At 60.3% G+C, this 25,315-nt stretch carries 20 protein-coding genes; 6 read left to right on the top strand and 14 right to left on the bottom strand.

Annotation, left to right across the window (positions count from 1 at the left end):
• Positions 1–59 precede the first annotated feature (59 nt).
• Together R3D51_13380 and R3D51_13375 are read left to right on the top strand one after the other, a co-directional pair.
• Positions 60–1,241 (top strand): GNAT family N-acetyltransferase, encoded by a 1,182-nt coding sequence (locus tag R3D51_13380; protein ID MEZ5900470.1) that lies wholly within the window; start codon positions 60–62, stop codon positions 1,239–1,241.
• 97 nt (positions 1,242–1,338) lie between these two features.
• The gene (locus R3D51_13375) at positions 1,339–1,761 is read left to right on the top strand and encodes an HIT family protein (GenBank protein MEZ5900469.1); all 423 of its coding nucleotides are present in this window, start codon (positions 1,339–1,341) and stop codon (positions 1,759–1,761) included.
• Positions 1,762–1,820: 59 nt separating this feature from the next.
• On the opposite strand, the gene R3D51_13370 is transcribed toward R3D51_13375, so the two are convergent.
• The 3 genes from R3D51_13370 to clpS all read right to left on the bottom strand — a co-directional run bounded on the left by R3D51_13370 (position 1,821) and on the right by clpS (position 5,296).
• Positions 1,821–1,973 carry a hypothetical protein gene (locus tag R3D51_13370; protein MEZ5900468.1) on the bottom strand — a complete coding sequence of 51 codons (153 nt, stop codon included), beginning with the start codon at positions 1,971–1,973 and terminating at the stop codon, positions 1,821–1,823.
• 481 nt (positions 1,974–2,454) lie between these two features.
• Positions 2,455–4,896, bottom strand: a complete 2,442-nt coding sequence (gene clpA, locus R3D51_13365; protein MEZ5900467.1) for an ATP-dependent Clp protease ATP-binding subunit ClpA — start codon at positions 4,894–4,896, stop codon at positions 2,455–2,457.
• Between the two features lie 7 nt (positions 4,897–4,903).
• Complete coding sequence (gene clpS / locus R3D51_13360) at positions 4,904–5,296, bottom strand: ATP-dependent Clp protease adapter ClpS (GenBank protein ID MEZ5900466.1); 393 nt, start codon at positions 5,294–5,296, stop codon at positions 4,904–4,906.
• A 756-nt stretch (positions 5,297–6,052) separates the two neighbouring features.
• Here clpS and R3D51_13355 point away from each other — a divergent pair.
• Positions 6,053–8,107 (top strand): serine hydrolase, encoded by a 2,055-nt coding sequence (locus R3D51_13355; protein MEZ5900465.1) that lies wholly within the window; start codon positions 6,053–6,055, stop codon positions 8,105–8,107.
• Between the two features lie 57 nt (positions 8,108–8,164).
• Here the strand turns inward: R3D51_13355 and R3D51_13350 are convergent, their stop codons facing one another.
• Together R3D51_13350 and putA are read right to left on the bottom strand one after the other, a co-directional pair.
• Entirely contained in the window at positions 8,165–8,605 is a 441-nt protein-coding gene (locus R3D51_13350) for a c-type cytochrome (GenBank protein ID MEZ5900464.1), read from the bottom strand.
• A gap of 65 nt (positions 8,606–8,670) precedes the next feature.
• Positions 8,671–11,853, bottom strand: a complete 3,183-nt coding sequence (gene putA, locus R3D51_13345; GenBank protein ID MEZ5900463.1) for a bifunctional proline dehydrogenase/L-glutamate gamma-semialdehyde dehydrogenase PutA — start codon at positions 11,851–11,853, stop codon at positions 8,671–8,673.
• 290 nt (positions 11,854–12,143) lie between these two features.
• Between putA and panC the strand changes: the two genes are divergently transcribed.
• The gene (gene panC / locus R3D51_13340) at positions 12,144–12,995 is read left to right on the top strand and encodes a pantoate--beta-alanine ligase (GenBank protein ID MEZ5900462.1); all 852 of its coding nucleotides are present in this window, start codon (positions 12,144–12,146) and stop codon (positions 12,993–12,995) included.
• A gap of 23 nt (positions 12,996–13,018) precedes the next feature.
• Here the strand turns inward: panC and R3D51_13335 are convergent, their stop codons facing one another.
• Positions 13,019–14,287, bottom strand: coding sequence for a hypothetical protein (locus R3D51_13335; protein MEZ5900461.1), 1,269 nt, complete (start codon positions 14,285–14,287; stop codon positions 13,019–13,021).
• Positions 14,288–14,837: 550 nt separating this feature from the next.
• Here R3D51_13335 and parE point away from each other — a divergent pair.
• Complete coding sequence (gene parE / locus R3D51_13330) at positions 14,838–16,853, top strand: DNA topoisomerase IV subunit B (GenBank protein MEZ5900460.1); 2,016 nt, start codon at positions 14,838–14,840, stop codon at positions 16,851–16,853.
• 79 nt (positions 16,854–16,932) lie between these two features.
• On the opposite strand, the gene R3D51_13325 is transcribed toward parE, so the two are convergent.
• Both R3D51_13325 and R3D51_13320 read right to left on the bottom strand, forming a co-directional pair.
• Positions 16,933–17,106 (bottom strand): hypothetical protein, encoded by a 174-nt coding sequence (locus tag R3D51_13325; GenBank protein ID MEZ5900459.1) that lies wholly within the window; start codon positions 17,104–17,106, stop codon positions 16,933–16,935.
• Between the two features lie 63 nt (positions 17,107–17,169).
• Positions 17,170–18,615 (bottom strand): fatty acid desaturase, encoded by a 1,446-nt coding sequence (locus tag R3D51_13320; protein ID MEZ5900458.1) that lies wholly within the window; start codon positions 18,613–18,615, stop codon positions 17,170–17,172.
• Between the two features lie 461 nt (positions 18,616–19,076).
• On the opposite strand from R3D51_13320, the gene R3D51_13315 reads away from it, so the two are divergent.
• A complete protein-coding gene (locus R3D51_13315) occupies positions 19,077–20,705 on the top strand; it encodes a DEAD/DEAH box helicase (GenBank protein ID MEZ5900457.1) in 1,629 nt (542 codons plus the stop codon).
• A gap of 80 nt (positions 20,706–20,785) precedes the next feature.
• Here R3D51_13315 and R3D51_13310 read toward each other — a convergent pair whose 3' ends face one another.
• The 6 genes from R3D51_13310 to sufD all read right to left on the bottom strand — a co-directional run bounded on the left by R3D51_13310 (position 20,786) and on the right by sufD (position 25,314).
• Positions 20,786–21,163 (bottom strand): TfoX/Sxy family protein, encoded by a 378-nt coding sequence (locus tag R3D51_13310; GenBank protein ID MEZ5900456.1) that lies wholly within the window; start codon positions 21,161–21,163, stop codon positions 20,786–20,788.
• Positions 21,164–21,200: 37 nt separating this feature from the next.
• Positions 21,201–21,728: a DUF924 family protein gene (locus tag R3D51_13305; GenBank protein MEZ5900455.1), complete on the bottom strand. Its 528-nt coding sequence runs from the start codon at positions 21,726–21,728 to the stop codon at positions 21,201–21,203.
• Positions 21,729–21,777: 49 nt separating this feature from the next.
• Positions 21,778–22,152: an iron-sulfur cluster assembly accessory protein gene (locus R3D51_13300; protein MEZ5900454.1), complete on the bottom strand. Its 375-nt coding sequence runs from the start codon at positions 22,150–22,152 to the stop codon at positions 21,778–21,780.
• A 93-nt stretch (positions 22,153–22,245) separates the two neighbouring features.
• Positions 22,246–22,704, bottom strand: a complete 459-nt coding sequence (locus R3D51_13295; GenBank protein MEZ5900453.1) for an SUF system Fe-S cluster assembly protein — start codon at positions 22,702–22,704, stop codon at positions 22,246–22,248.
• Positions 22,705–22,714: 10 nt separating this feature from the next.
• Positions 22,715–23,977, bottom strand: coding sequence for a cysteine desulfurase (locus R3D51_13290; GenBank protein MEZ5900452.1), 1,263 nt, complete (start codon positions 23,975–23,977; stop codon positions 22,715–22,717).
• An 11-nt stretch (positions 23,978–23,988) separates the two neighbouring features.
• On the bottom strand, positions 23,989–25,314 hold the full coding sequence (gene sufD / locus R3D51_13285) for a Fe-S cluster assembly protein SufD (protein MEZ5900451.1): 1,326 nt from the start codon (positions 25,312–25,314) through the stop codon (positions 23,989–23,991).
• Position 25,315 lies beyond the last annotated feature (1 nt).

Genomic DNA, 25,315 nt, shown 5'->3' with positions numbered 1-25,315 from the left:
CAGCACCAACAGAGCGACGTTCCGCTACTGTATCGATCGGGCAAGAGGGATGCCCTGACATGGAAGGTAAGCATTTGTCCGGTTCCCCAGGAGTAGAAGTCAAAGTGGTTTCGGCCTTGAGCGCGCTCGATGCGTCTGCATGGAACGCCGTCGCCAATCCGGACCCCTCACTCTACAATCCGTTCGTCTCGCACGAGTTCTTGTCGGCCCTCGAACAGGCAAAATGCGTAGGGCCCGGGACGGGGTGGACACCTCGCCATCTCGTGATTGAAGCCGACGATGGCGGCATTGACGCCGCCGCCCCCTGTTACGCCAAGAGCCACAGCCAGGGCGAATACGTCTTCGATCATTCGTGGGCGGACGCCTACATGCAGGCGGGCGGGCGGTATTACCCCAAACTTCAGATCGCGGTGCCATTCACGCCAGTACCTGGACCGCGACTGCTGACAAGGCCGGGCGCAACTTCGGCCGCCAACGAACAGCTGTTGGCCGCCGCCGCTTTGGAACTTGCTAGCCAAGCAGGCCTGTCCTCCGTGCATCTGACGTTTACAGACCACGCGTTGCAAGAGCGCCTTGCAGCTCTTGGCTTTCTGAGCCGCACGGGCCAGCAGTTTCACTGGACCAACCAGGGCTTTTCGAGCTTTGAAGATTTTCTTGCGACATTCGCGTCGCGCAAGCGAAAGGCGGTGCGCAAGGAACGCGCCGAAGCGGTTTCGGCCGATATCGAGATCGAGCACGTCAAGGGCAGCGACATCACAGAAGCGCACTGGGACGCCTTTTTCGACTTCTACATGGATACGGGAAATCGCAAATGGGGACGCCCCTATCTCAATCGCACGTTCTTTTCGTTGATTGGACGCACAATGCCCGAGCAGTGCCTGCTTGTGATGGCAAAGCGCGCGGGCCGCTATATTGCCGGTGCGCTAAATATGATCGGCGGCGATTGCCTCTACGGGCGCTACTGGGGCGCTGTTGAACATCACCCGTTCCTGCATTTCGAGGTCTGCTATTATCAGGCTATCGAGTACGCGATCCATCATAAGCTCGCGCGTGTGGAAGCTGGGGCGCAGGGCGAACACAAGCTGGCGCGCGGGTATATGCCAGTTGAAACCTATTCGGCGCACTGGATCGCAAACCCTCAACTGCGTCGCGCCATCGGACGCTATCTGGAACAAGAGCGCGAAGCTGTCAGCGAAGCCAACGAGGAGTTGGCCGAGCTTGGCCCCTATCGTAAGCCTTGACGCCGCGAACGAGCCGCGCGCCATACCTCGCGCTTTACGCGCGAAGCGTCATCGGCTTTAAGTGGCCTGCAAAATCACGGCCCAGGGAGACACGATCATGACCACTTACGATCCCGACAACATCTTCGCCAAGATCCTTCGTGGCGACATCCCCTGCCACAAGGTCTACGAGGATGAGACGGCGCTCGTGTTCATGGATGTGATGCCGCAATCGCCCGGACACGCCTTGGTGGTACCGAAAGCACCCTCACGCAATGTCCTCGATGCGGACCCCGCCGTCCTCGCGAAGGTTTTGCCGTTGGTGCAGAAGGTAGCGATCGCATCCAAGGCGGCGTTCAATGCCGATGGCATTACGGTTTGGCAGTTCAATGAACCCGCCGGCGGACAGACGGTGTTTCATCTCCATTATCACGTCATCCCTCGCTACGACGGACAAGCTCTGCGCGCACACGCGGGCAAGATGGAGGATGCAGAGGTGCTCAAATCCAATGCGTCGAAACTCAAAGCCGCTTTGAGTTGATCGGCTTCCTGAATGCTGAGCCACCCCGATCAAGGCCCCGGATCAAACTGGGACGCGGATCAAACCATCACCCAAACAGTTACTCCGATCGCGACGGCGCTCCACACCATCATGTTGATGAACGAACGCAGCACCTGACGATGCTCGCTTTCGGCAGGCACACCCGCCCAATCGCAAACCAGATCACCTGGAAGCAAAAACAGAGAAAGCATATCGAAGGCTCCTTCGCCGTCTGGAAGCCAAAAAAGCGCGACGTCGTAATTGCACGTCACTATATTAGACAAATCTAATATTGTTGTCCGAGCTGGGAATTCAAGGCGGCGAAACCGCACGCGGCCAGAAAGGATAAAACGTGCGCTTCAAGCTTCAAACGCAAAACGGAGTGGTCGGGGGGACCACTCCGTTCAAGGCCTATGGCCTTTGCTGACAGAATGAAGAAGGACGACTTGCCTCACTCTGTTCGTCGCTGACGCTCTGGGGGGAGAGCGGGTAACAGCGGACGAGATACATTTGCTGTAGTCAGCGATGCATTGAAGGTGTCGTGATTTGCGGTTTCCCGCAAGAGCAATGAGTAAGGTTGCATCAACGATTCGACGACACTAAACATCTGCCCGCCTGTGGTACCCATAAAAAACAATAGGCCAGACATCACTGTCCGGCCTGTTGTGTATTTTCGTGCTGCAAGAAGGGACGTCAGTCGTCCTTTTTCTTGCGCGGCACGGTTGGCACCGCACCGGATTTTGTCGATCTGTCACCCTTGTCCTTAGGACCAGGCAGAGCCTTTTTCGGTGTGGCATCTACCAGCACCGGCTGCGGACCATCGTCCTCGTCATCGTCCTCGCTCTTGGGCTTCTTGGAAGGATCGCCCGGAATGAGGTCGAACGTGAGCTTGCGGTCGTCGCCTTTGCCAGCAACCAGGACCTTCACCGTACCGCCATGTTCCAAGCTGCCAAAGAGCAGCTCCTCGGCCAGCGGCTTCTTGATGTGCTCCTGGATGACGCGCGACAGAGGACGTGCACCGAACTTCTCGTCGTAGCCCTTCTCGGACAGCCAGCGGATCGCCTCGTCGGAAAGCTCGATGGACACGCCACGGTCGGCGAGCTGTGCTTCGAGCTGGAAGACGAACTTCTCAACCACCTTGGCAATGATCTCGGGCGGCAGACCGGCGAACGGCACGACCGCGTCGAGGCGGTTGCGGAACTCCGGCGTGAACAGGCGGTTCACGGCCTCGGTATCCTCACCCTCTCGCTTGGAGCGGTTGAAGCCCATCGGCGGCTTGGACATGTCGGACGCACCCGCGTTGGTCGTCATGATGAGCACGACATTGCGGAAGTCGATCGACTTGCCGTTGTGGTCGGTTAGCTTGCCGTGATCCATCACTTGCAACAGGATGTTGAACAGATCCGGATGCGCCTTCTCGATTTCGTCGAGCAGCAGCACAGAATGCGGATGCTGATCGACGCCATCGGTAAGAAGGCCGCCCTGATCGAAGCCGACATAGCCTGGAGGCGCACCGATGAGACGCGAGACCGTGTGCTTCTCCATGTATTCCGACATATCGAAGCGCAGCAATTCCACGCCCATCAGATTGGCAAGCTGCTTGGCCACTTCCGTTTTGCCGACGCCGGTGGGACCGGAGAACAGATAACAGCCAATCGGCTTCTCGGGCTCGCGAAGCCCTGCGCGCGCCAGCTTTATGGCGCTTGTCAAGGCTTCGATGGCCCTGTCCTGACCGAACACGAGCCGCTTCAGATCACGGTCCAGGTTGCCGAGCACTTCCGCATCGCTCTTGGTCACCGTCTTTGGCGGGATGCGCGCCATCGTGGCAACCGTCGCCTCTATCTCTTTGACGGTGATTTTCTTCTTGCGGCGGCCTTCCGGCACGAGCATCTGCGACGCACCCGTCTCGTCGATTACGTCGATCGCTTTGTCGGGCAGCTTGCGGTCATGGATATACTTCGCAGACAGCTCCACCGCGGCCTTGATGGCTTCGTTGGTGTACTTGATGCGATGGTAATCCTCGAACACGCTCTTCAATCCCTTGAGGATATCGATAGAGTCCTCGATCGTCGGCTCTTTCACGTCGATCTTCTGGAATCGGCGCACCAGGGCGCGATCCTTCTCGAAGTGCTGCCGGTACTCCTTGTAGGTCGTCGAGCCGATGCACTTGAGCGTCCCCGACTGAAGCGCGGGCTTCAGCAGGTTGGAAGCGTCCATCGCGCCGCCAGAGGTCGCGCCCGCACCGATAACGGTGTGGATCTCGTCGATGAAGAGGATCGCGCCGTCAAAGGTCTCGATCTCCTTCATCACCGCCTTCAGGCGCTCCTCGAAGTCGCCGCGATAGCGCGTGCCTGCCAGCAGCGCGCCCATGTCGAGCGCGAAGATGGTCGAGTCCTTTAAGACGTCAGGCACTTCGCCCTTGATGATCTTGCGGGCGAGACCTTCCGCGATCGCCGTCTTACCGACGCCGGGATCGCCGACGAACAACGGATTGTTCTTCTGGCGGCGGCACAGCACCTGGATCGTGCGCAGAACTTCCTGCTCGCGCCCGATCAACGGATCAATCTTACCCTCGCGCGCTTTCTTGTTCAGGTTGACGCAGTAGGCCGTCAGCGCATCGCCGGGCTTCTTATCCTCGCCCTCACCGGTCGTATCTTCGTCAGCACCGCGCACACTGCGGGCCTCGGACATTCCGGGCCGCTTGGCGATGCCATGCGCGATGTACTGAACGGCGTCGAACCGCGTCATATCCTGCTCGTGCAGGAAATAGGCGGCATGGCTTTCGCGTTCGGAGAAGATGCCGACCAGCACGTTTGCGCCGGTGACCTCTTCGCGACCCGAAGTCTGCACATGCACGATCGCGCGCTGAACCACGCGCTGGAAAGAGTTCGTCGGCTGGGCATCGCGCGCCACCTTGGAGACGATGGGCGACAGTTCGTTGTCCAGATACTCCACCAGACGATTGCGCAGCTGATCGATATCGACGTTGCTGGCTCTTAGCACGGCGGCCGCATCACGGTCGTCGACAAGCGCGAGCAACAAATGTTCAAGCGTTGCGAATTCGTGCCGACGCACGTTCGCATACTCCAGCGCACGGTGAAGTGTGGCTTCCAGATTTTTCGAAAGAGACGTCAAAGTTGTCCTACTCTTTCTCCATGGTGCATTGCAGAGGATGGCCATGTTGTCGTGAGAAATCCATGACCAACGTCACCTTGGTTTCAGCGACTTCAAAAGTATATACCCCGCAAATCCCGACGCCTTTGTGGTGGACGTGCAGCATGATGCGAGTTGCTTCTTCCTGATCTTTGCCGAAAAAACGCTGCAGTACGAGCACGACGAACTCCATCGGCGTGTAGTCGTCGTTCAGAAGAAGAACTTTATAGAGGTTCGGCTTCTTAGTCTTAGGACGAGTCTTGGTGACGATGCCGGTGCGGCCTTCGTCATCGTTCCCGCCCCCATCGCGGCGCACGGGCTCCTTGGCGGCCCTAGGCGCCGCCAATTCAGTCGCGGTAATATTTTCGTATCGTGTTGTCATTCGTACTCGACCGCGAAAACGATCGTCTTTCCTGAATCCTTGCACATTGGAGGCCAACCGGACTGCGTCGTGTTCTGCTCCCTTGGTGCGTTTCTGTCGGGGTTCCGCCGCAGCATCCACGACCGGCTCCCCCGCGCTCTGCGCCGCGCAAGGCGACGCAATTCCATTGATCATAGCGCAATTTTTGCGGGAGGTAGGTGGGCCAAAGGTGGAAACCCCCCGGATTGTTGCACGATGCACCCAGGGTAGTCCCCCTGTTCGTCACTGTTATATAGGAAGGCGCTCGGAGCAAAAAATAGGCAGCCAAGCACTCGTCTTGAAGTGGTGCTGATGGCACCGATTGGCCACCTCCCGCGACCTCGTGGCTTATCGTTCAAAGTCCGATGCGCGTTGGACCGAAACACGGCTTCTAATCCCAACCGGCGGGGACATGCTTCCGTTCGGTCCAGGCAAGGACCTGAACCGTCACAGCGCGACCCTCAATCTGTGCGTGATGCAAAACGGAACACCCGCAAACCCGCATTTTACCATGCCTTTTAACGTTAAATCAGCGGCAACCAGATAATCTGTCCTGGTTCAAAGGGCCGGTATGGCGCGTTGCGAAACACGCCAAAAAAGTGCCCCAAAACAATGGTTGGCTGCCCGAAGACGGGTTAGCGCAAGGGGGGCGGCGAGTTGTTCGCCACATCCCCGACAGGGAAATCAGTTTGCCCTCGCAGATTGGGCTGACATGGGCATTTTTCGCCCGGCTTGCGAGTGGTCAGAGGGATTGTTGGCGTCTTGTTGCGGTTGTTCGCACAGCTTGCGATTGTATTAGTCGGTTTTTCTGCGTTTTTGCAGTCAGCCGCCCCCGCACAAGCTCGCCCGGCGCGGCACTCTGCCATGATCCTCGACGCCAATACCGGCGCGGTTCTCCACAACGATGATGGCGACGAACGCCGCCATCCCGCCTCTCTCACCAAGATGATGACGCTGTACCTCACGTTCGAGACAATCGAACAAGGGCGCATGTCCATGTCCTCAAAGGTGAAAATCAGCGAAGAGGCTGCAAATGCCTCTCCCTCCAAGCTCGATCTCGATCCTGGCGAGGAAATCACCGTCCGTGAGGCCATTCTCGCGCTGATCACCAAATCGGCCAACGACGTCGCTGTGGCGCTTGCTGAAAAGATCGGTGGCTCGGAGCGCAATTTTGCCCGGCTGATGAACGCCAAGGCGCGCGAACTTGGTATGAGCCGCACCAATTTCGAAAACGCCTCCGGTCTGCCCGATCAAGATCAGGTGACGACGGCGCGTGACATGATCACGCTCGGCCTGCACCTCCAAGATGACTACCCACAATATTACCGCCTGTTCTCGACCCGCTCGTTCGCGTTCCGCGGCCGTTCCTACCGCAACCACAACACCTTGATGAACAGTTATGGCGGCATCGACGGCATCAAGACCGGCTATACGCGCGATTCAGGCTTCAACCTCGTCACCTCGGTCCACCGCAACGGCCGTCATCTTGTGGGCGCCGTGTTCGGTGGAGCGAGCGCGGCAACCCGCAACGGAGAGATGCGTGTGCTCTTGACGCGCGCCATGAGCCGCGCATCTAAGGTCAAGACGCGCAAGCCAGCACCGCTTCTCGTCGCTCAGCTCAAATCTCCTCCCAAGCCTGCGGTGCGCCCTGCCCGGCCGCAACCCGACGTCGCGGTTGAGCCGCCCCGGCCCACACAACAAGCGCAGCCAAAATCCATCGCGCAAGCACCCAGCCGCCCCGCCGCACGGCCCGAGACGGTCGTTGCACAAGCAGAGCCGCAGGGTCCTTCGGAGCCCGCGCCTGTCACTTCCAAGGATATTGAGCCGCCGCCCGGTGAAGCCAAGACCGCAACGCCCGAAATCCCCATCGAGATGGTGGGCAAGGTCCGCCGCATCATGGTTGCGCCACGCCACGCTTTCAAGAAGCCGCGAACGAATACCGCCGAAACGACCGACATGGAGGCCCGCGAGCCCGATGAAGGCCTCCGCAACTCCGCCGTCGTTGCTTCGAATGATTTTAGCGGCCTGCCGAACGTCACCGAAACCATAGTGCCGAAGACGACGCGCGGTACAGGTCGGCCCTACATGGCTGGGTCGATACCGGAAACCCGCGTCGCCATGATTGGCAACAGCGATGTTCCCCCGCCAATGCAGCAGACGAGCGCGGCCGCTTCCGCTGAGCAATCCGACCAACAAGCCACGATCCAACCGGCTTCGGTTCAGCAGACAACTCCGTCCGTGACTGCCCGGACTGACGTTGCTCCCATGGAGACCAACGCACCAGAGGCTCGCGCCGCCGTCGCTCTAGCATCGGCCCCCGCCGCCACGCCTGAGCCGACGCCCGCGATCGTAAGGCCCTCTGCGCGCCCCAAATTGCTCACCGCAAGTTTGACGCCCCCGTTTGAACCGGCTGCACAAAGTGCAACCTTCAGTTCTGAGCAGGCGAACCGTATCATGCGCGGAAAACGTCCCTCGACCCTGCAGGCCCAGGCGACGGCTATTGCCGAAGGACGCCCCTTGCGCGGCGCATCAATCGACCCTGCCACCTCGCGGTTTGAGATTCAGATTGGCGCCTACGCTTCGATCGGCGACGCCCAGCGTGCGCTTAGCGTGGTACAGGCGCGTGCCGGCACCGTGGTTGCAAACTACCCGTCTGTAACCCAGCCCGTCGACAAGGGCGGCCGCACGATCTATCGCGCCCGCTTCCGCGGCTTCGATGCCAATTCTGCAGCTAATACCTGCGTGGCTCTGCGCAAGCAGTCGTTCGACTGCTTTGTGATGACGTCCTACTGAACCCAGAATACATAAGAGCCAGATGCTCCCACGCACCGTTAGCGCGGCATTGAAAAGCTATTTTTCTTGTATCGACTTGAGGAACTCAACGAGCTGGTCGATCAAAACCCGCGCGCGCTTGTCGACGTCGGAAGGTTTGTCATCGGGATCCGGCGAGTTGCGATAGCGCGCCCCCCACACCGGCATGTCGCGTACGCCATGCGAAGCAACCATGGCACGGCCATCGATCATTTCCCTTATCCGCTTTTCGGGGAATACACCGTTATTAGCCTTGGCGATCTTGGTAAGATCGGCGGGCCGCTTCGACAATGTCGGCGCCATCGGCCCATCGCCGCGGCCATTCGGACCGTGGCAGTCCATGCACGAAATCTCGTACTCGGTCAGCGCGCGGTCGTCGCCCTCGGCGTCGTCTTGCGCACGCGCTGCGACCGGGACGGCCAGAAAAAGGCTGGAGGCACAGAGGAAAAGACCAAGTCCACGAACATTCAACATCTTCATACCTAACGCACTCGTCTCACCTGTACGAACAGGCTCTCGCTTTTCAGCTTGCACTGCAGCCTGCTCTAGTCGGAGTGCGACAACAGCATGTAGTTGCCGCCGTTTGCCGTAATATCAGTCGAGCGCGTACGCTCGGTCGCAAAGCGCAACAAATAGTTTGGACCGCCAGCCTTTGGCCCGGTGCCGGACAGCCCTTCACCGCCAAACGGCTGCACGCCAACGACAGCTCCGATTTGATTGCGATTGACGTAAATGTTGCCGACGCGCGCATGTTCGGTGACGTACTCGGCAACGCTTTCGATACGCGAATGCAGCCCCAGCGTCAGCCCGTATCCGGTCGCGTTCAAGGCGGCGACGACCTTGTCGATATGGCCGCGGCTGAATCTTACGAGGTGCAGAATAGGACCGAACACCTCCCGTTCGAGAAGCGAGAACCGTTCGATCTCGTAGAGCGCAGGCGTCACGTAGGTTCCCGCACGGCAAGGCTCGGGAATGGGGAGGTCGATGATCTCCCGCCCTTCGCGCTCCATACGCACCTTGTGACCCTCAAGCGCGTCCTGAGCGGCTTCATCGATCACCGGGCCGATGTCGGTGGCGTAGTCAAACGGATCGCCGACATCGAGCACCTCGATCGCGCCGGCCAACATGGTCTTGACCCGCGGGGCCGCGTCGTCCTGCACAAACAGGACGCGGGCGGCAGAGCAGCGTTGCCCGGCACTGTCGAAGGCTGAGCGAACCGCGTCGCGCACCACCTGCTCGGTGAGCGCAGAACTGTCGACGATCATCGCATTGAGCCCGCCGGTTTCGGCGATGAACGGCACGATCGGCCCCTGTCGCGCGACAAGTGTCCGCTGTATCGCCCAGGCCGTTTCATTCGAGCCGGTAAACACCACACCCGAAACGCGCTGATCCTTCACCAGCGCCTCGCCGAGCTTTCCAGCTCCCGTTACGAGATGCAGCACATCTTTCGGCACGCCTGCCTCATGCAACAGGCGCACGGCGAGAAAAGCCGTAACAGGTGTTTGCTCGGCCGGCTTTGCAACAACCGCGTTTCCGGCCGCCAGCGCCGCCGAAATCTGACCGGTGAAAATGGCCAGCGGGAAATTCCACGGCGAGATGCAGGCGAAGACACCCCGCGCGCGCAAAAAGAGCAGATTCTCTTCACCGGTGGGACCCTTGAGCGTTACCGGCTCGGCAAAAAGCCGACGCGCTTCAACCGCATAATAGCGCAGAAAATCGACGGCTTCGCGCAGCTCCGCCTGAGCGGCCTCCAGTGTCTTACCCGCTTCACGTACCAGAGCGGCAAGCAAAGTTGCACGCTCGCGTTCGAACAAATCCGCAGCCAGTTCCAGGATTCGCGCCCGTTCCTGCGCTGGCGTCATGTCCCAGCGATGCGCCGCTGCCGTGGCGCTGGCGAGAGCTTCTTCCAACTGAGAAGGCGTGGCCAGACGCACGGTCCCCACGCGCTCGCGCTTATCATGCGGAGACAGCATCAGCTGCGCCGCTTCCCCACCTGTGGTCGCTGACCCGTTGACGATTGGGCCGGCCGAAAACGGCGTCTTGAGTACGCGCGCCATGTCGTCCAACAGAGGTCCGCGAATGCTGGCCTCCGTTAGTGCCAGACCGCTACTCGCCTTGCGTTCAGGCAGAAAGATCTCGCGCGGCCGTGGCAGCAACGGATGCGGCGTGCCGGAGCTTCGCTCACGTTCCGCAGCTTCCACTGGGTCTGCGACGATGTCGGAAACAGGCGTCTCGTCGTCTGCCAGCCGATTGACGAACGACGTGTTGGCGCCGTTCTCAAGAAGGCGGCGAACGAGATAGCCTAGAAGATCCTCGTGACCGCCAACCGGCGCATAGATGCGGCAGGCCGGAGCGTTGCGATCGTCTGCTCTCACAGCCTCGTAAAGCGCCTCACCCATACCGTGCAGACGCTGGAATTCGAAGTCGCTCGTCCCGGCCGCCACTCGTGCGGAAGCCACCGCATGGGCGTTGTGGGTCGCAAATTGTGGATAGAAAGCTTGCGGATCGGCCAAAACATAACGCATTGCCGCGAGATACGAGACGTCCGTGTGCAGTTTGCGCGAGAACACCGGGTAATCAGCCAGACCGCGTTCCTGCGCCCATTTGATTTCGCTGTCCCAGTAGGCACCCTTGACCAGACGAACAGGAATGCGCCTGCCGGTCTGGCCCGCCAGGCGGCGAAGCCATCGCAAAAGCGGTATCGCGCGTTTCCCGTAAGCTTGAACGGCAAGACCCAATCCGTGCCACCCGTCAAGTTGCGGATCCAGGAACGTCTCTCCGAAGGTGCGCGCGGTCAGATCGAGCCGGTCCTGCTCTTCCGCGTCGATGGTGATGCCGATCCCCTTATCGCGGGCGGCACGGACCAGAGTCAGCAGGCGCGGACTGAGTTCGCGGCCGAGACGCGCTTCCTTGCCGGGCTCAAAGCGTGCGTGCAGTGCCGAGAGTTTGATAGACACCGAGGGGCGCGCGAAAATCGCGTCAAGATTCGTTCCGGCAATCGGTCCGGCGGCTTGGCCGACGGCGTCGATGGCCTCCATGTAGCGCTGAAAATACCGTTCCGCGTCGCGCTCCGTGCGCGCGGCCTCTCCCAGCATATCGAAAGAAAAGCGCCAGCCCTTGGCTTCCAGCGGACGGGCGCGAAGAAGCGCGCTCTGAATGGTGGTTCCCAATACGAACTGATCACCGAGCAATTTGACTGCTTGGCGAACAGCCTGGCGGATCACCGGCTCGCCTGAACGTGCGACCAGCCGCTTGAACGACTGGATCGGATTGCCCCCCTGAGCCTCGCGCATCTTCATGATGCGCCCGGTAAGCATCAGGCCCCAGGTCGAAGCGTTGACGAACAGGCTGTCGGAAGCGCCGCGATGCTTTTCCCAGGCGCCGCCCGATATCTTGTCGGCGATGAACGCATCCGCCGTCTCTGAGTCGGGAATGCGCAACAGCGCCTCCGCCAAGCACATCAGGATGACGCCTTCTTCGCTCCCCAGCCCGTACTCGTGCATGAAAGCATCAATATTGGCGTGGTTTGCAGCGTTGGCGCGCGTAGCGTGGACGAGATGGCGGGCGATCTCCCCTGCCCTGCGACGTTCGTCCTGGGTGAATACGGCCCGCTCGATCAGCGCGCCCACCAGTCGATGCTCGTCGATCAAATGATGCGCTGCGATCTCGTCGCGGGCAGGTAACTCCCGGTCGCGATTGGTCGATTCGCGTTTTACGGCCGCAACCATGACATCTCCTGGTTCACAAACTCCGAAACAACGGCGCCGCACAACTCCGCCAACGCGAGAACACACGATTCGAATATCGTGGCAAATCTAGCAGATTGAAGGCTCACATGCAGGTTGGCGATCCGCCCCGTTGGAGAATTGCCGGGGACTAAGCCACCCGGATCGCTCCGGGTGGCATCTCCGGCCCCCCCCTGTGCCGTCAATGTTGACCACTTTCCCCCACTTGACGAGGTCCTGCCCGGCGCTCCACTTGTCGGCCAACAATCGTCATTGGCCGAAGGATGGCATCGGTGGGTGGAAAAACAAAAATCGTTCGCACGCTAAAGGAGCTGCGCAAGGCCGTCGCCAAGTGGCGGGAGCACGGTGACGGCGTCGCCCTGGTGCCGACCATGGGAGCCCTGCACGCAGGCCACCTTTCCCTGGTCAAGCTGGCGTCCAAAAAAGCAGACCGCGTGGTCGTATCGATCTTCGTCAATCCGACCCAGTTCGCCCCTCACGAGGACTTGGCGCGCTATCCGCGCGACGAGGCAGGCGACGTCGCCAAATTGCACGAGGCTGGTTGCGATCTCGTCTGGGCACCCGATGTCGAAGAGATGTACCCCGAAGGGTTTTCCACATCCGTCACGCCCGGCAGCGCCGCCAAGCCGCTTGAGGGCGAGTTCCGCCCGCATCACTTCGCAGGTGTGACAACCGTATGCTGCAAGCTGTTCAGCCAGGTCATGCCCGACATCGCGGTTTTCGGCGAAAAGGATTTCCAGCAACTCGCGGTGTTGCGCCAGATGGTGCGCGACCTCAATCTGCCGCTGAAGCTCGTTGGCGCTCGAACAAAGCGCGAGAAGGATGGATTGGCTTTGTCCTCGCGCAACGCCTACCTGTCCGAGAAGGAACGCGCCGTTGCACCTATGCTTCAAGCCGCACTTGCCGAACTGGCCAGCGAAGTAGCAAATGGCGTTGACATCAAGAGCGCCGTTGAAACCGCCAAGCGCAAGGTGCGCAACGCCGGCTTCACGAAGATCGACTACATCGCGGTGGCCGACGCCGAAACGCTGCAATCGGTTACCTCGCATGGGCCGCGTCCCTTACGTGTGCTGGCCGCAGCATGGCTTGGCAAGACGCGCCTCATCGATAACGTTGCGGTTTAGCTTACCCTCTCGCCAATCGCGATTTATTGGGATGACTGAAACATTCCAAGTCCGCTCAAACTGCTTTCGTCGGTTGCGAAGGGCGTTTTCGGCGCTGGCGCAGCGACGGTCGCAGATGCCGTTTCCGACGAAGCGGTATCGTCCGTTGTGGAGCTTCCCTTGAGCCAAGTCACGAACTTGGAGATGATCCCCGGCTTGTCATCGTCCTCCTGCTTAGGCGCCCCAACCCCCATCGCGCGAGCACGCGATAGCTGTGATCGGGTCGTCCCGCGCGTCGTACCCGGGCTCCATGCGTCGGCAACGCGCGCAGCGTTGCGTGTGTTCTGTTCTTGCGAAGCGACCGCGTTTTTTGAAGTTCGCCGCAAGCGAGCGTGACGGCGGCGTTTCGACGTCTTGGCGCTCGCCTCTGCGGCCACCTGGCTAACAGTCTCATCTTCCGCTTCCGCGACCGTCTCTTTCGTCACGGGCACAGCGACAGCCTGATCTGAGGCAAGCGAGCCGGTCGTGAAGTTTGTTCCTTCGCCGCTCGTTGCAGCCACAGGTACGCCGGCGTCTTTGTGTAACGTGATCCGGGCGGTTCGCACCGTCACGCCCGCTTGGGAAACCATCTCCACATCGCTCCAGATCTCCGCATCGAAGCCGTCACCGAGCTTCGCGGAAAGGTCGGCAACATCGCGGGCCGGAACAGCCCACACGCCATCGCCCATCGACGCACCTTCAAGAAACGTCGCGTTTGCAGGAACACCACGCACCACAAACAATGCGACCTGCTCGCTCTCGGTCTGGTCGGGCTCAGATTGAAGCGCGCCACCATCTTCGCTCGTTGCCTTCTCACCGCCGCCTGCCATCGCGAATGCAATCGCATCTGCGGCCTCTTGCGGGGAGAGCTTCACAGCATCTGCGGCGTTGAGATGGTCCCCCAGATGCGTCGCGTAGGTCAAACGCGACTCCACCTCGGCAACAAGATCGAAAGCCTGCGTAAGCGTGGTGTGCACCAGTTTTGGGGGCGAGATGAGAGTTGCGGCAGCGATCCTGGGCTTCTCTCCCGAAAGCTGGTGGCTGGAGGCAACAGCAACGATTGCAAACACGACAACGGCTGCACACAAACTGAGGCTGACCGGGCCGCGACGAACCCACAGCAATCCGATAATCGTCCCCGCGACAGTGCGCTGCATCTTTGGCAGTGGCGGCGGGAGCAGCCCCAACGGAACCCGTGCGCTGGCCCGGCTCAAAAATAGCGGCAGGGCGATTTCGCGATCCGCCAATAGCACGTCATTTGAATGGTACGACATTCCCAGCGGTCCCCTCGGAACTTGAGCGACGGGGCCTTAGACGGCCGCAAAGCGGCTGGCACCCGTACTTGAGCTTGCGTTCTTCCCGCGAATACCGGCTCTTAAACTCGCGCCCTCCCCAGGCACGACACTCTCGCGACTACAACCCTTTGATGTCGCTGTCCCCAACGATCCGGCAGACAACTTAAAGCCCCGCCTGAAGGCTATTTCTGGCTGACTTTTCGTCCAAACCTTGGCGTACCGTGCTCGGCTTGAGCGTTCTCTTGACGAGACCAAGCGCATGGCAAGGGCGTGGTCCGGCTTCGCAACATGCCGAGGAAATGCGCGGCACGACCGCACAGGCAAAGCGAAATTGTGCTGGATATCCCGTGACTTCGAGGCAACAGGGGCACAAGGCATGGTGGATCGGGGGCCAAGCGCGCTATAAGGATCCACTCAGATTCGCCTCTGCGGCCGCCGTCTGGCCCTGTTGCGCGTACCCGGACCGCCGTTTGCTGGCTTCATCAGTAACCGGCTTTCCGCTCAACGCTGCACAGGACTGACCCCCGCTATGGCAGATCAATCCGACCTGTTTTCTCAAATCGAGAGCGAGATGAGCGAAAAGACCTCCTCCCGCGCCCGCAAGGCGCCCGAGCCGGCTTCTGGCTATTCGGAAAGTCACATCGAGGTTCTGGAGGGACTGGAGCCGGTGCGTCGGCGTCCCGGCATGTACATCGGCGGCACCGATGAGAAGGCCATGCATCACCTCTTCGCCGAGGTGATCGACAACTCCATGGACGAAGCGGTTGCCGGATATGCCAGCTGGATCGAAGTCGAGCTCGATGCAGACGGCTTTTTGTCAGTCACCGACAACGGCCGCGGCATTCCCGTCGGACCTCATCCCAAGTTCAAGAACAAAAGCGCGCTCGAAGTCGTGATGACCGTGCTGCACGCGGGCGGCAAATTCGACAGCAAGGCCTACAACACCTCAGGCGGTCTGCACGGCGTCGGCGTGTCGGTCGTCAACGCGCTGTCAGAATTGGTCGAAGTGCAGGTTGCGCGAGATCAGCAGCTGTACCGCATGGTGTTTTCGCGCGGTGAGCCTCAAACCAAGCTGGAAAAGCTCGGCAGCATCATGAACCGGCGCGGCACCAAGGTGCGCTTCAAGCCGGACGAAAAGATCTTCGGCAAAGGCTGCGCCTTCAGGCCTGCGCGCTTGATGAAGATGGCGCGTTCCAAGGCCTATCTGTTCGGTGGCGTGGAAATCCGCTGGAAGTGCGATCCTTCACTCATCCAAGACGAGACGCCCGCAGAGGCGATCTTCCACTTCCCCGGCGGCCTGTCGGATTACCTGACCTCGTCGATCGAGGGCCGCACGCAGGTGACGAAGGACATCTTTGCCGGCCGTATCGAGAAAGAGGGCGGACACGGCTCCGTCGAATGGGCGGTCGCTTGGATTTCGGACGAGGACGGTTTCTCCTCCTCATACTGCAACACCATTCCGACGCCCGAGGGCGGCACGCACGAGAACGGCTTGCGGCAGGCGCTCTACAAGGGCTTGCGCGCCTATGGCGAACTGGTCGGCAATAAAAAGGCCGCGCAGATCACTTCAGAGGACGTAATGGGCACGGCAGCTTCCATGCTGTCGGTGTTCATCCGCGAACCCGAGTTCCAGGGCCAAACCAAGGATAAGCTTGCAACGGTTGAGGCGACCAAGATCGTCGAGACGGCTGTGCGCGACGCTTTCGACCATTGGCTCGCCGACAGTCCGCAGCAAGCCAACAGGTTGCTGGAATGGACCATCGATCAATCGGAAGAACGGCTGAAGCGCCGCCGGGAGAAGGAGGTTGGACGCCAGTCCGCCACGCGCAAGCTTCGCTTGCCGGGCAAGCTGGCAGACTGCACGATCCAGCAGGCGTCCGGCACCGAGATCTTTATTGTCGAAGGCGACTCCGCCGGTGGTTCGGCCAAAAGCGCGCGCGACCGCGAAACCCAGGCCATTCTGCCGTTGCGCGGAAAAATCCTGAACGTCGCCAACGCCTCATCGGCAAAGCTGTCTCAAAACCAGCTTCTCTCTGATCTGATCCAGGCTCTTGGCGTCGGTACAGGGACCAAGTACCGCGACGACGATCTGCGCTACGAGCGCGTTATTCTCATGACTGACGCCGACGTCGACGGCGCACACATCGCCGCGCTGCTGATCACGTTCTTCTATCAGGAGATGCCAGAGCTTATCGAACAGGGTCACCTGTTCCTGGCGGTGCCACCGCTTTACAAGCTCACGCAAGGCGCCAAGTCGCTCTACGCACGCGACGAGAAACATCGCGACGCGCTTATCGCAAAAGAGTTCAAGGCTAACCCGCCCGTCAAGGTTGGACGCTTCAAAGGCCTCGGCGAGATGAACGCCAGCGAACTCAAAGAGACGACCATGGACCCCAAGAAGCGCGCCTTGCTCCGCGTGGAAATCGGGGAAGGCGAGCGCTCTGTGCTTTCGGAGACCGTCAACGCGCTTATGGGATCTAAGCCAGAGGCCCGCTTCCGCTTCATTCAGGATCGAGCTGCCTTCGCGAAGGATCTGGATATCTAACCCAAATCCTGCTCTGCCAATCATGTGCCGCGCATCGGCTCGCCCGTGCGCGGCACATTTTTTTGCGCCATTGCCTCAATTATCGGTGCGGCGGGTGACGGGCATCGCCCCGCCTGTTCTGGCGGCGCACATACGTTATGGCGGCATCGGGTTGCTGATGCTTGGCCTTCAGGGCGGCGATCAGGGCATCCTCGGCATCAACGAGAACATGTCCGGTCCGCTCATTCAGTTTCAGACCTACGGCATACATCATTTGCGGCCTCCTTGGGGGATCGGAGCGAAATGCATTTCTGGCCCCAGGATAACACGAAGTGGATCAGGTTGAACTGCCTTGATCGACCGAACGGCGCGCCTCATCCGCGATAGCAGCGGCATCTTCGACTTGAACATATTCAAGACTTGAGCTGTCCACGTAGGCTGCATTTGTTGCGCTCGGAGCGTGCGCTGGCCCAAGAACCGATAACACGGTGGGATGGCCCGTGCGCGGGTTGTCCTCTCCAAGATAGCCTTCGACCAGAACCGCTTTCTCCTTGTATTCGGGATCCTGCATCAAAATTTCGTGCAACTCCTTGAGCCGGTAGTGGGGCACCGACGCCATCAAATGATGAGGCAGGTGAAAGTCCATGCCCCAGGGCAATACCGCATATCGCATGATCGGACCGGCTAGAAAAACCCGCGTATTGGTATAGCGGCCGCGATCGGCATTGCCGTGCTGCACCCACTGACGCATCATCATGAACAGCGGAAAGCTCGTGAACAGCGGTAGCGCCCAGAAGCGTCCGAACTGGTCCCAGGCCCAAGTCGCGCCGGTTCCAGCATCGTGCAGCGTCAACAGCCCGTACAGGATGAAAAGAAATGTCATCCGCCCCATGGCGGTTGCCCGGTGGGAAATGACCGGTCGCAGCCGCGATTGCGGAAAATCTCGCTCAGACAAGCGCACGTAATAGAGCATCACCGCTGCATAGCTCGCAACGAGCCAGCTCCATGCCCAGGTCGCACTCTGAAACACGATCAGGTAGTTGACGATAAACGGCACAGCGACCGCGAAGTAGATGCCGGCACGCACGGGCCATTTGTTCTGTGCGGCGGATTTATCGAGATAAGGGTTATCATCATGGCCAAGCGCACTGTAGCGGGCGCGCACGAGGGTGAACCGGAACAGGTTCGGCAGCCACAACTGCTTCGCCATTTTCCTCAATATCTCGATGTGGGTGACGGGAAAGTCCAACCAGTGATCGCTGTCTTTCAACTGCGAGATGTCGGGATCGCGAACCGGATCGTTGACGAACTGATGGTGCGCGAGATGGTGCACCCTATACTGATAGGTTGACGTGTAGATGGGGAAAGCCGCGAGCCAGTCGGAGGCCAACTCGTTGAGCTGCTTGTTGGCGAATAGCAGCGAGTGGGTGCCTTCGTGGATCGCCCCACCCAACTGATGCTGCGAGGCGCCCATGATCGCGATCGCGAGAACCCAAAATGGCAGACCGCGCCACAGCGAAAGTCCTTGTGCCGTCAGAACATCCTCAAACCAAATGACTGCGCCGAAGGTAAGCGCAATGACGAGCCACACGCGCGCCAGATGCCGCCAATTCGTGACGTTGTCGCGCGCCTTGAGGCCCAACACCTGTTCGCCGTTTAGCGCGCCCTTCGATGGACGTTGCGAGGCGCCGTTCTTGAGATTGTGGTCCAGCGCCACTGCCTTCATGCCGGTCGGCTCCTGGAAACGGGAAATGGGAAAGCGCGTAAGTTTTCTAAAGGACATACGCGCCGCCGGGCGCCGGTCTGCTATCTCTCTAAACTAGCGTCATTTGAAGCGAGACGCATGACCGCACTCCCAGGAAGCGCTCCGTGGGTTGTGGACGAAGCTTTGCAGCGCAGCGAAAAGACCCCGAGGTTTTCTCCTGCCCGCTGATAACGCGGTTGTAAGCTTGGTGCAGAGGTCCAGCCTGGCTCCAACGGCCTGGCAGGGAGGTGCTTCCTGCCACTTTTCCCCGGAGGGGTTCCTGCCTGCGCCATTGTTTTCCTTGCGTCTGCACACAATGTGTGCGAGCACCCGAGCGTGCCGGAGCGCAGGGGATCGATTCAGTTCACCATATTTGATCCATCCCCCCATTTGGCTTAGTCCCTTTACGGCACAGTTCCCCCTGCGCTCTCGTTTTGAATGCCACCTTGGTGCGGTATCGCGCCGGGATGGGGAGAGTTCGCTGATGGAGATTTTTCTTCTTGGATACTAAGACGTTCGCGGACCTGGGGCTTTCGCCCAAGGTCCAGGCGGCTATTACGGCTGCGGGATATCCGAGCCCGACACCAATTCAAGCCGCCGCCATCCCCGTTGCCGTAACCGGCAAGGATGTCCTGGGCATCGCCCAGACCGGAACTGGCAAGACTGCCTCGTTCGTCCTGCCCATGATCACGCGACTTGAAACCGGACGCGCCCGCGCGCGCATGCCCCGGTCGCTGATCCTGGCACCGACCCGCGAACTTGCGGCGCAAGTGGAGCAGAGTTTCGAAAAATACGGCATCAACCACAAATTGGACGTCGCCCTGCTGATTGGCGGTGTTTCCATGGACGAGCAGGTGCGAAAGCTCGATCGGGGTGTTGACGTGCTGATCGCAACCCCAGGCCGGCTGCTCGATCATTTCCAGCGTGGCCGCATCATGTTGATGGGTGTGGAGATCCTCGTCATCGACGAAGCCGATCGTATGCTCGACATGGGCTTCATTCCCGACATCGAGAAGATCTGCAAGCTGTTGCCTCCGCGCCGGCAAACGCTGTTCTTCTCCGCAACCATGCCGCCGGAGATCACCCGGCTGGTTTCGCAATTCCTCAAAGACCCGGTGCGTATCGAAGTTGCCAAACCGGCCACCACCGCCAAGACCATCACCCAGCGCTTTAAATTCTGCCCGAACGGCGAGGATTATGCCAAGCGCGAGGTGCTGCGTGAGCTGATCCGCAGCGGCAACGTCAAGAACGCAATTATCTTCTGCAATCGCAAGCGTGATGTTGCCGTCCTCTACAAATCGCTTTCAAAGCACGGCTTCAACGCCGGGGCCTTGCATGGCGACATGGACCAGGGTGCGCGCACGGAGACGCTGGACAAGTTCCGCGCCGGCGAAATCATGTTGCTCGCAGCCTCAGACGTCGCTGCGCGCGGTCTCGACATTCCCGACGTTTCGCACGTCTTCAACTTCGATCTCCCCTGGGCGGCTGACGACTATGTGCACCGCATCGGCCGGACCGGTCGCGCCGGCAAGGAAGGCTATTCCGCTTCGCTGGTTTCGGGCGAAGATCTGAAACTGCTCAAGGACATCGAGAAGATCACCGGCGAAAGCGCGATCTGGCTCGGCGAAGCGCCGACGGAAGAGGATTTTGCGCAAGCTGGAAAGCGCCGGCGTGGACGAGGTGGTCGCGGTCACGACCGAGGCGGGGCCCGCGATGCACGCCCGCGCAACTCAGCCGAAAGCCGTCACGAAGGGCGCCACGAGGGCCGTAAGGGCGAACCGCACGCCGAAGCTCGCGAGCGCCATCGCCAGCCACAGCCCGCCGAACGGCAGGAGCAATCTGCTAAGCCCGCCCCACGGGCGCACGACGATAAGCAGGATCGCCGCCAGAACCGGCCGCGTAACGCGGAGCAAGGCACACGGCCGCCGCGCGAGCGTCGTCCCGACAGTTGGGCGGATGCTCCTGCAAAGCCGGAAGCCAGGAAGCCCGAGCCGCCGCAGCGCGCGCAACCTGCCAAGCCTACCGCGCAGCCAGCCCAAGGCGGCGGCAAGGTCGGCTTTGCAGAAAACATTCCTGCCTTTTTGCGCAAGCCTCCGAGGCCATTGAAGCAGCCGCCCGGCGGACGATAAGCCGAAGCGACGTCAACGTGCCGCTCGGCCTACGTGACCGACGGTTCATGTGCGATGTCAGACCGAAACAGCCGCGCGCATCATGCGCGCGGTTTTCTTTTTGGGGCAGCTGCGCGCCGCGTCGCGCTCGGCTTGGTGCGCGCAGCCTTCACCGCTTGGGAAACCCAATCTGCAAGTTCGTCTGCCTCGTCGAACAACCGCTCCGGCACCCGCCAGTACGACACCAGCGCGTGCGTTCCTGACTTGCTTTCGTAGGTGAACGCGGACATCCCTTCCGCCTCGAAGCGCTCGCGCGTGTCCTCGCTTGTCTTGAAATAGAGAACCCCGTCGTCGAGGATCGCGAAGAAGACGCCGTCGAGGTAAAGGCCGTGGCCGCCGAACATGCGCCGCGCTTTGAAAGCGCCAAGCGGCGCGCACACTTCATCCAGCAGTTCAATGACGCTGTCGTTCGCGCTCATGGCCAGCCCGCTTTCCCTTACCCGAGCATGCGAAGTATCAGAAAGAGCTTCCCGGCTCTGCAAGAAATGCCGTCTCCTGGGGTGTCGAACGGCGGCCGAGAATGGCATTGCGGTGAGGAAAGCGCCCAAATCGCGCGATGATCTGCCGATGCGCAATGGCAAACCGGGTGTAGTCCGGATCACCCAGCGCCGAAATCAAATCGACGCAATGCTCCTGATCGGCAATGTTCTCGGAGTGCTCAAGCGGAAGATAGAGAAACAATCGCTCGTCTAGACCAAGGCTTTGGTCGTAGCCAAGCGCAAGAGCCTCCACAACCAACTCGCGCGCCTTCGAATCCGTCGCAAACGCGCGTGACGTGCCGCGAAACAGATTGCGCGGCAATTGGTCAAGCGCCAACACCGCGGCCAATGTTTCCTGCTGTGTCAGTTCAGCGGCTTTGAGATCGCGCTCCGACAGCTGCTCGTAGAGCGGCAGGAAGCGGCTGCGCAGCGTCGCATCGACGGCATCATTTTTGGAGAACCAGTCGGCGCGCGTGAGTTCGTTGAACCAGTAAGCAGGCAGCAAAAGCCAATGACTCCGGTCACATGCCGGTGCCTGCTCCGCAGCCAATGCGCTACGCCTCGTGCTGAGGCATGACGGGCTGCAGATCGACGCTCTCGCCGCAACCACAAGCGCCCTTCTGGTTGGGATTGTTGAAGACAAACTGGGAGGAGAGCTTATCCGTCTTGTAATCCATCTCCGTGCCGATCAAGTACAGCACTGCGCCCGGATCGATAAGGACCACGGCACCGTTCTCTTCAACGATCTCGTCGAACTTCCCGATCTCGTCCGCCCAGCTCATGGTGTATTCCATGCCCGCGCAGCCGCCCTTTTTTACGCCGATCTTAAGGCCCTTGATGCCGGGCTTGTCAGCCATAAGGGCCTTGACGCGGTTGGCCGCGGCGTCGGTGAGCCGTAAAACTTTCGGGGTGGTGCGCAATGTCGGCATCTCGCTCTCGCTTTTGATGTTTGCCCCATCTCATATGGTGGCGGCAGAGGGCATTTTTGAGAGGCGCTTGCGGCGCCCCGATCCAGGTTTTCTTCAGAACATATTGAGCGCCAGCCGTGCTTCATCCGACATTCGGCTCTGATCCCACGGCGGATCGAACGTCATATTGACGGTAACGCTCTTGACGCCAGGGACAGTGGATACGGCTGCGTCCACCCATTGCGGCATCTCACCGGCGACCGGGCATCCGGGCGCAGTCAATGTCATCTCGACGGTGACATTGCGGTCATCGTCGAGATCAACCTTGTAGATCAGCCCAAGCTCATAAATATCGGCGGGAATCTCAGGGTCGTAGACCGTCTTCAGTGCGGCCACAATGTCGCTCGTTAGACGGTCAATCTCCTCAGGCGACAAGCCGCCGCTAGCGCTAGCCTCTCCAGGCTCGCTGCTCTTGGCCGCGCTGTCGGCGGGGGTCTGTGTGTCAAGCGAAGCCGCTGCATCTTTTAGCGTCTCGGCCGCCTGTGCGCGAACTTCAGCCTTGGTGTCTTCCATAGCTCATCCTTTACGCGAACAGATCGTGCGCCTTGGTCAGCGCCGTCACCAGCGCGTCAACCTCGGCACGGGTCGAATACATGGCGAATGAAGCCCGGCAGGTCGCGGTAACGCCGAGCCGCTCCATCAACGGCTGGGCGCAATGATGCCCCGCGCGGACCGCAACGCCCGAGCGGTCGATGATGGTGGAGACGTCATGTGGGTGCAGGCCATCGACAGTGAATGAGAAGATCGCACCCTTGCCTGGGGCGGTGCCGTAGACTTTGAGCCAGGGCAGCTCCCCGAGCGCCTGGGCCGCATATTGCGCCAGGTCCGCCTCATGCGCTGCGATCCTGTCGCGCCCCACCTGCATCATATAATTGAGACCCGCCGCCAGCCCGATTGCCTCCACGATGGCCGGAGTGCCAGCTTCAAACTTGTGCGGTGGCTTGTTGTACGTGATGCGATCGACCGCAACCGATTCAATCATGTCTCCGCCACCTTCATAGGGCGGCAGTGCCTCAAGATGCTTGCGCTTCGCATACAGTACGCCGATGCCTGTCGGCCCGTAGGTCTTGTGTCCGGTAAAGACATAGAAATCGGCATCGAGATCGCGCACGTCGACGGTCGAATGAACCGCCGCCTGGCTGCCGTCCACAAGCACCGCGACGCCCTTGGCGTGGGCAATGCGAATGATGTCTTTTACCGGCGTAACCGTTCCCAACACGTTGGACATGTGAGTGACGGCAACGATGCGGGTCTTTGGCGTGATCATACGGTCGAGCTCTTCGATCAGAAGCTCGCCGGTGTCGCTGATCGGAATCCATTTCAGCACCGCACCCTTGCGTTCGCGCAGGAAATGCCACGGCACGATATTGGCGTGATGCTCCATGAGCGACAGGATGATCTCGTCGCCTTCGCCAATCTGTTTCTGCCCCATGGTATTGGCAACCAGATTGATGGCCGACGTCGCATTGCGGGTGAAGATGATCTCCTCAGCGCTGCCTGCGTTCAAGAACCGACGCACCGTCTCGCGCGACGCCTCGAAGTTGTCGGTCGCAACGTTTGAGAGGTGATGGAGGCCACGATGTACGTTGGCATATTCGAAGCGATAAGCGTGATCCATCGCCTCGATCACCGACCGCGGCTTTTGCGCCGAGGCTGCGCTGTCGAGATAGACGAGCGGCTTGCCTAAAACCTCACGGAACAAAATGGGGAAGTCCGCGCGGATGCGCTCCACGTCATAGCTTGCGCCGACGCCACGCCGATCCGTTGCCAGTGCCTCACGCCCCATCGGCCTCTCCCTTATCTGCGCTTGTCGGCTGCATTGAGCCAGTCCGTGGCCAAAGCCGAAAGCGCCGTCCGTAGCTCTTCATGTTCAACCTTGTCGAGCGCCTCGCCGATGAACGACTCGATCAGCAGCGCCCGGGCCTCATTTTCCGGGATGCCCCGCGACTTGCAATAGAACAACAAGTCGTCATCGAGCTCAGCGGAGGTCGTGCCATGCCCGCAAACGACGTCGTCGGCATAGATCTCCAGCTCCGGCTTGCTGTCGAACTCGGCATCGGGTGACAACATCAGGGCTTGAGCCATCTGTTTGCCGTCGGTCTTTTGCGCATCCGGCCTAACGATGATCTTGCCTTGGAATACGCCGCGGCCGGAGTTGTCGAGCACGCCTTTGAAAAGCTCTCTGCTTTCGCAATGGGGGACCGCATGATCAACAACCAAGGTTGTATCGACGTGCTCGGTGCCGCGCACCAGAAACGCACCCGAAAGATCGAGCGCACCGCCTTCGCCATCATAGCGCACGGCAATCTGATTGCGCGCCAGGCTCTGACCTGAAGTGAACTGAAAGCCGTGATAGACGGCGTCCGCCTCAAGCGCCACCGTCCAGTTCGACAGGTGGACCGCCTTTCCGAAATCGGCAGCGACCTTGGTGTGGGCGACGTGCGCGCCCTTGGCGACGGTAAGGCTCGTCAGCGCGTTCATCTGGCCTTCGGCGGCAGAGCCCGGCAGCGCAACGTGGGCCTCGATCAGCGTGACATTGCTCGCCTCGCCCGCCGAAATGACATTACGCACCGCGGTGAACCGACCCTCGCTGCCTGCTCGCAGAAACACCATCAGCAACGGCTTGGCTGGGGCGGCTTCGGGAGCTACGCGCACGATGGCGCCATCGGTCATGAAAGCCGTGTTGAGCGTGACGACGGCATCGTCTGCCGCACCAACAGCCATGAGGCCATCGGCAACCTTGTCGGGCGCTGCGCCCAGCGCCTTGGCGAGCGGCGTCACGTCCACGCCTTCGGCCCCGGCCATATCGGACAAATCCTCTCGATAGCGGCCGTTGACGAAGGTGATGCGATACGCTTCGACGTGAGCGAGCGGCCCCAACGCAACGATTACATCTGCAATCGTTACTTTGACGGCATCATCGAGCTTAAGCGCGAGCGCGTCCTTCATCGTGTTGCGCAGATCGGTATATTTCCATTCCTCGATGCGCCGATTGGGCAGCCCGAACGTGTTGAATTTGCCAATCGCCGCGCGCCGCGCCGCGCTCACGGCCGCGCTGCCGGGAAGTTTCCCGGCATTGGCTTCGAACGCCTCTGCGAGCGCCTGCTCTGCTTTGGTTTTCATA

The organism is Hyphomicrobiaceae bacterium, assembly GCA_041397645.1.
Lineage (GTDB): Bacteria > Pseudomonadota > Alphaproteobacteria > Rhizobiales > Hyphomicrobiaceae > Hyphomicrobium_B.
This window is presented reverse-complemented; position numbering and strand designations above follow the sequence as displayed.

Excerpts from the sequence above, each read along its gene's own strand:
- R3D51_13350 (MEZ5900464.1), bottom strand. The coding sequence starts at position 8,605 with ATGAAGATGTTGAATGTTCGTGGACTTGGTCTTTTCCTCTGTGCCTCC.
- R3D51_13380 (MEZ5900470.1), top strand. The coding sequence starts at position 60 with ATGGAAGGTAAGCATTTGTCCGGTTCCCCAGGAGTAGAAGTCAAAGTG.
- R3D51_13370 (MEZ5900468.1), bottom strand. The coding sequence starts at position 1,973 with ATGCTTTCTCTGTTTTTGCTTCCAGGTGATCTGGTTTGCGATTGGGCG.
- R3D51_13375 (MEZ5900469.1), top strand. The coding sequence starts at position 1,339 with ATGACCACTTACGATCCCGACAACATCTTCGCCAAGATCCTTCGTGGC.
- R3D51_13290 (MEZ5900452.1), bottom strand. The coding sequence starts at position 23,977 with ATGGGGCGTGAGGCACTGGCAACGGATCGGCGTGGCGTCGGCGCAAGC.
- R3D51_13325 (MEZ5900459.1), bottom strand. The coding sequence starts at position 17,106 with ATGATGTATGCCGTAGGTCTGAAACTGAATGAGCGGACCGGACATGTT.
- putA (MEZ5900463.1), bottom strand. The coding sequence starts at position 11,853 with ATGGTTGCGGCCGTAAAACGCGAATCGACCAATCGCGACCGGGAGTTA.
- R3D51_13335 (MEZ5900461.1), bottom strand. The coding sequence starts at position 14,287 with ATGTCGTACCATTCAAATGACGTGCTATTGGCGGATCGCGAAATCGCC.
- parE (MEZ5900460.1), top strand. The coding sequence starts at position 14,838 with ATGGCAGATCAATCCGACCTGTTTTCTCAAATCGAGAGCGAGATGAGC.
- R3D51_13310 (MEZ5900456.1), bottom strand. The coding sequence starts at position 21,163 with ATGAGCGCGAACGACAGCGTCATTGAACTGCTGGATGAAGTGTGCGCG.
- R3D51_13295 (MEZ5900453.1), bottom strand. The coding sequence starts at position 22,704 with ATGGAAGACACCAAGGCTGAAGTTCGCGCACAGGCGGCCGAGACGCTA.
- R3D51_13300 (MEZ5900454.1), bottom strand. The coding sequence starts at position 22,152 with ATGCCGACATTGCGCACCACCCCGAAAGTTTTACGGCTCACCGACGCC.
- sufD (MEZ5900451.1), bottom strand. The coding sequence starts at position 25,314 with ATGAAAACCAAAGCAGAGCAGGCGCTCGCAGAGGCGTTCGAAGCCAAT.
- clpS (MEZ5900466.1), bottom strand. The coding sequence starts at position 5,296 with ATGACAACACGATACGAAAATATTACCGCGACTGAATTGGCGGCGCCT.
- R3D51_13320 (MEZ5900458.1), bottom strand. The coding sequence starts at position 18,615 with ATGTCCTTTAGAAAACTTACGCGCTTTCCCATTTCCCGTTTCCAGGAG.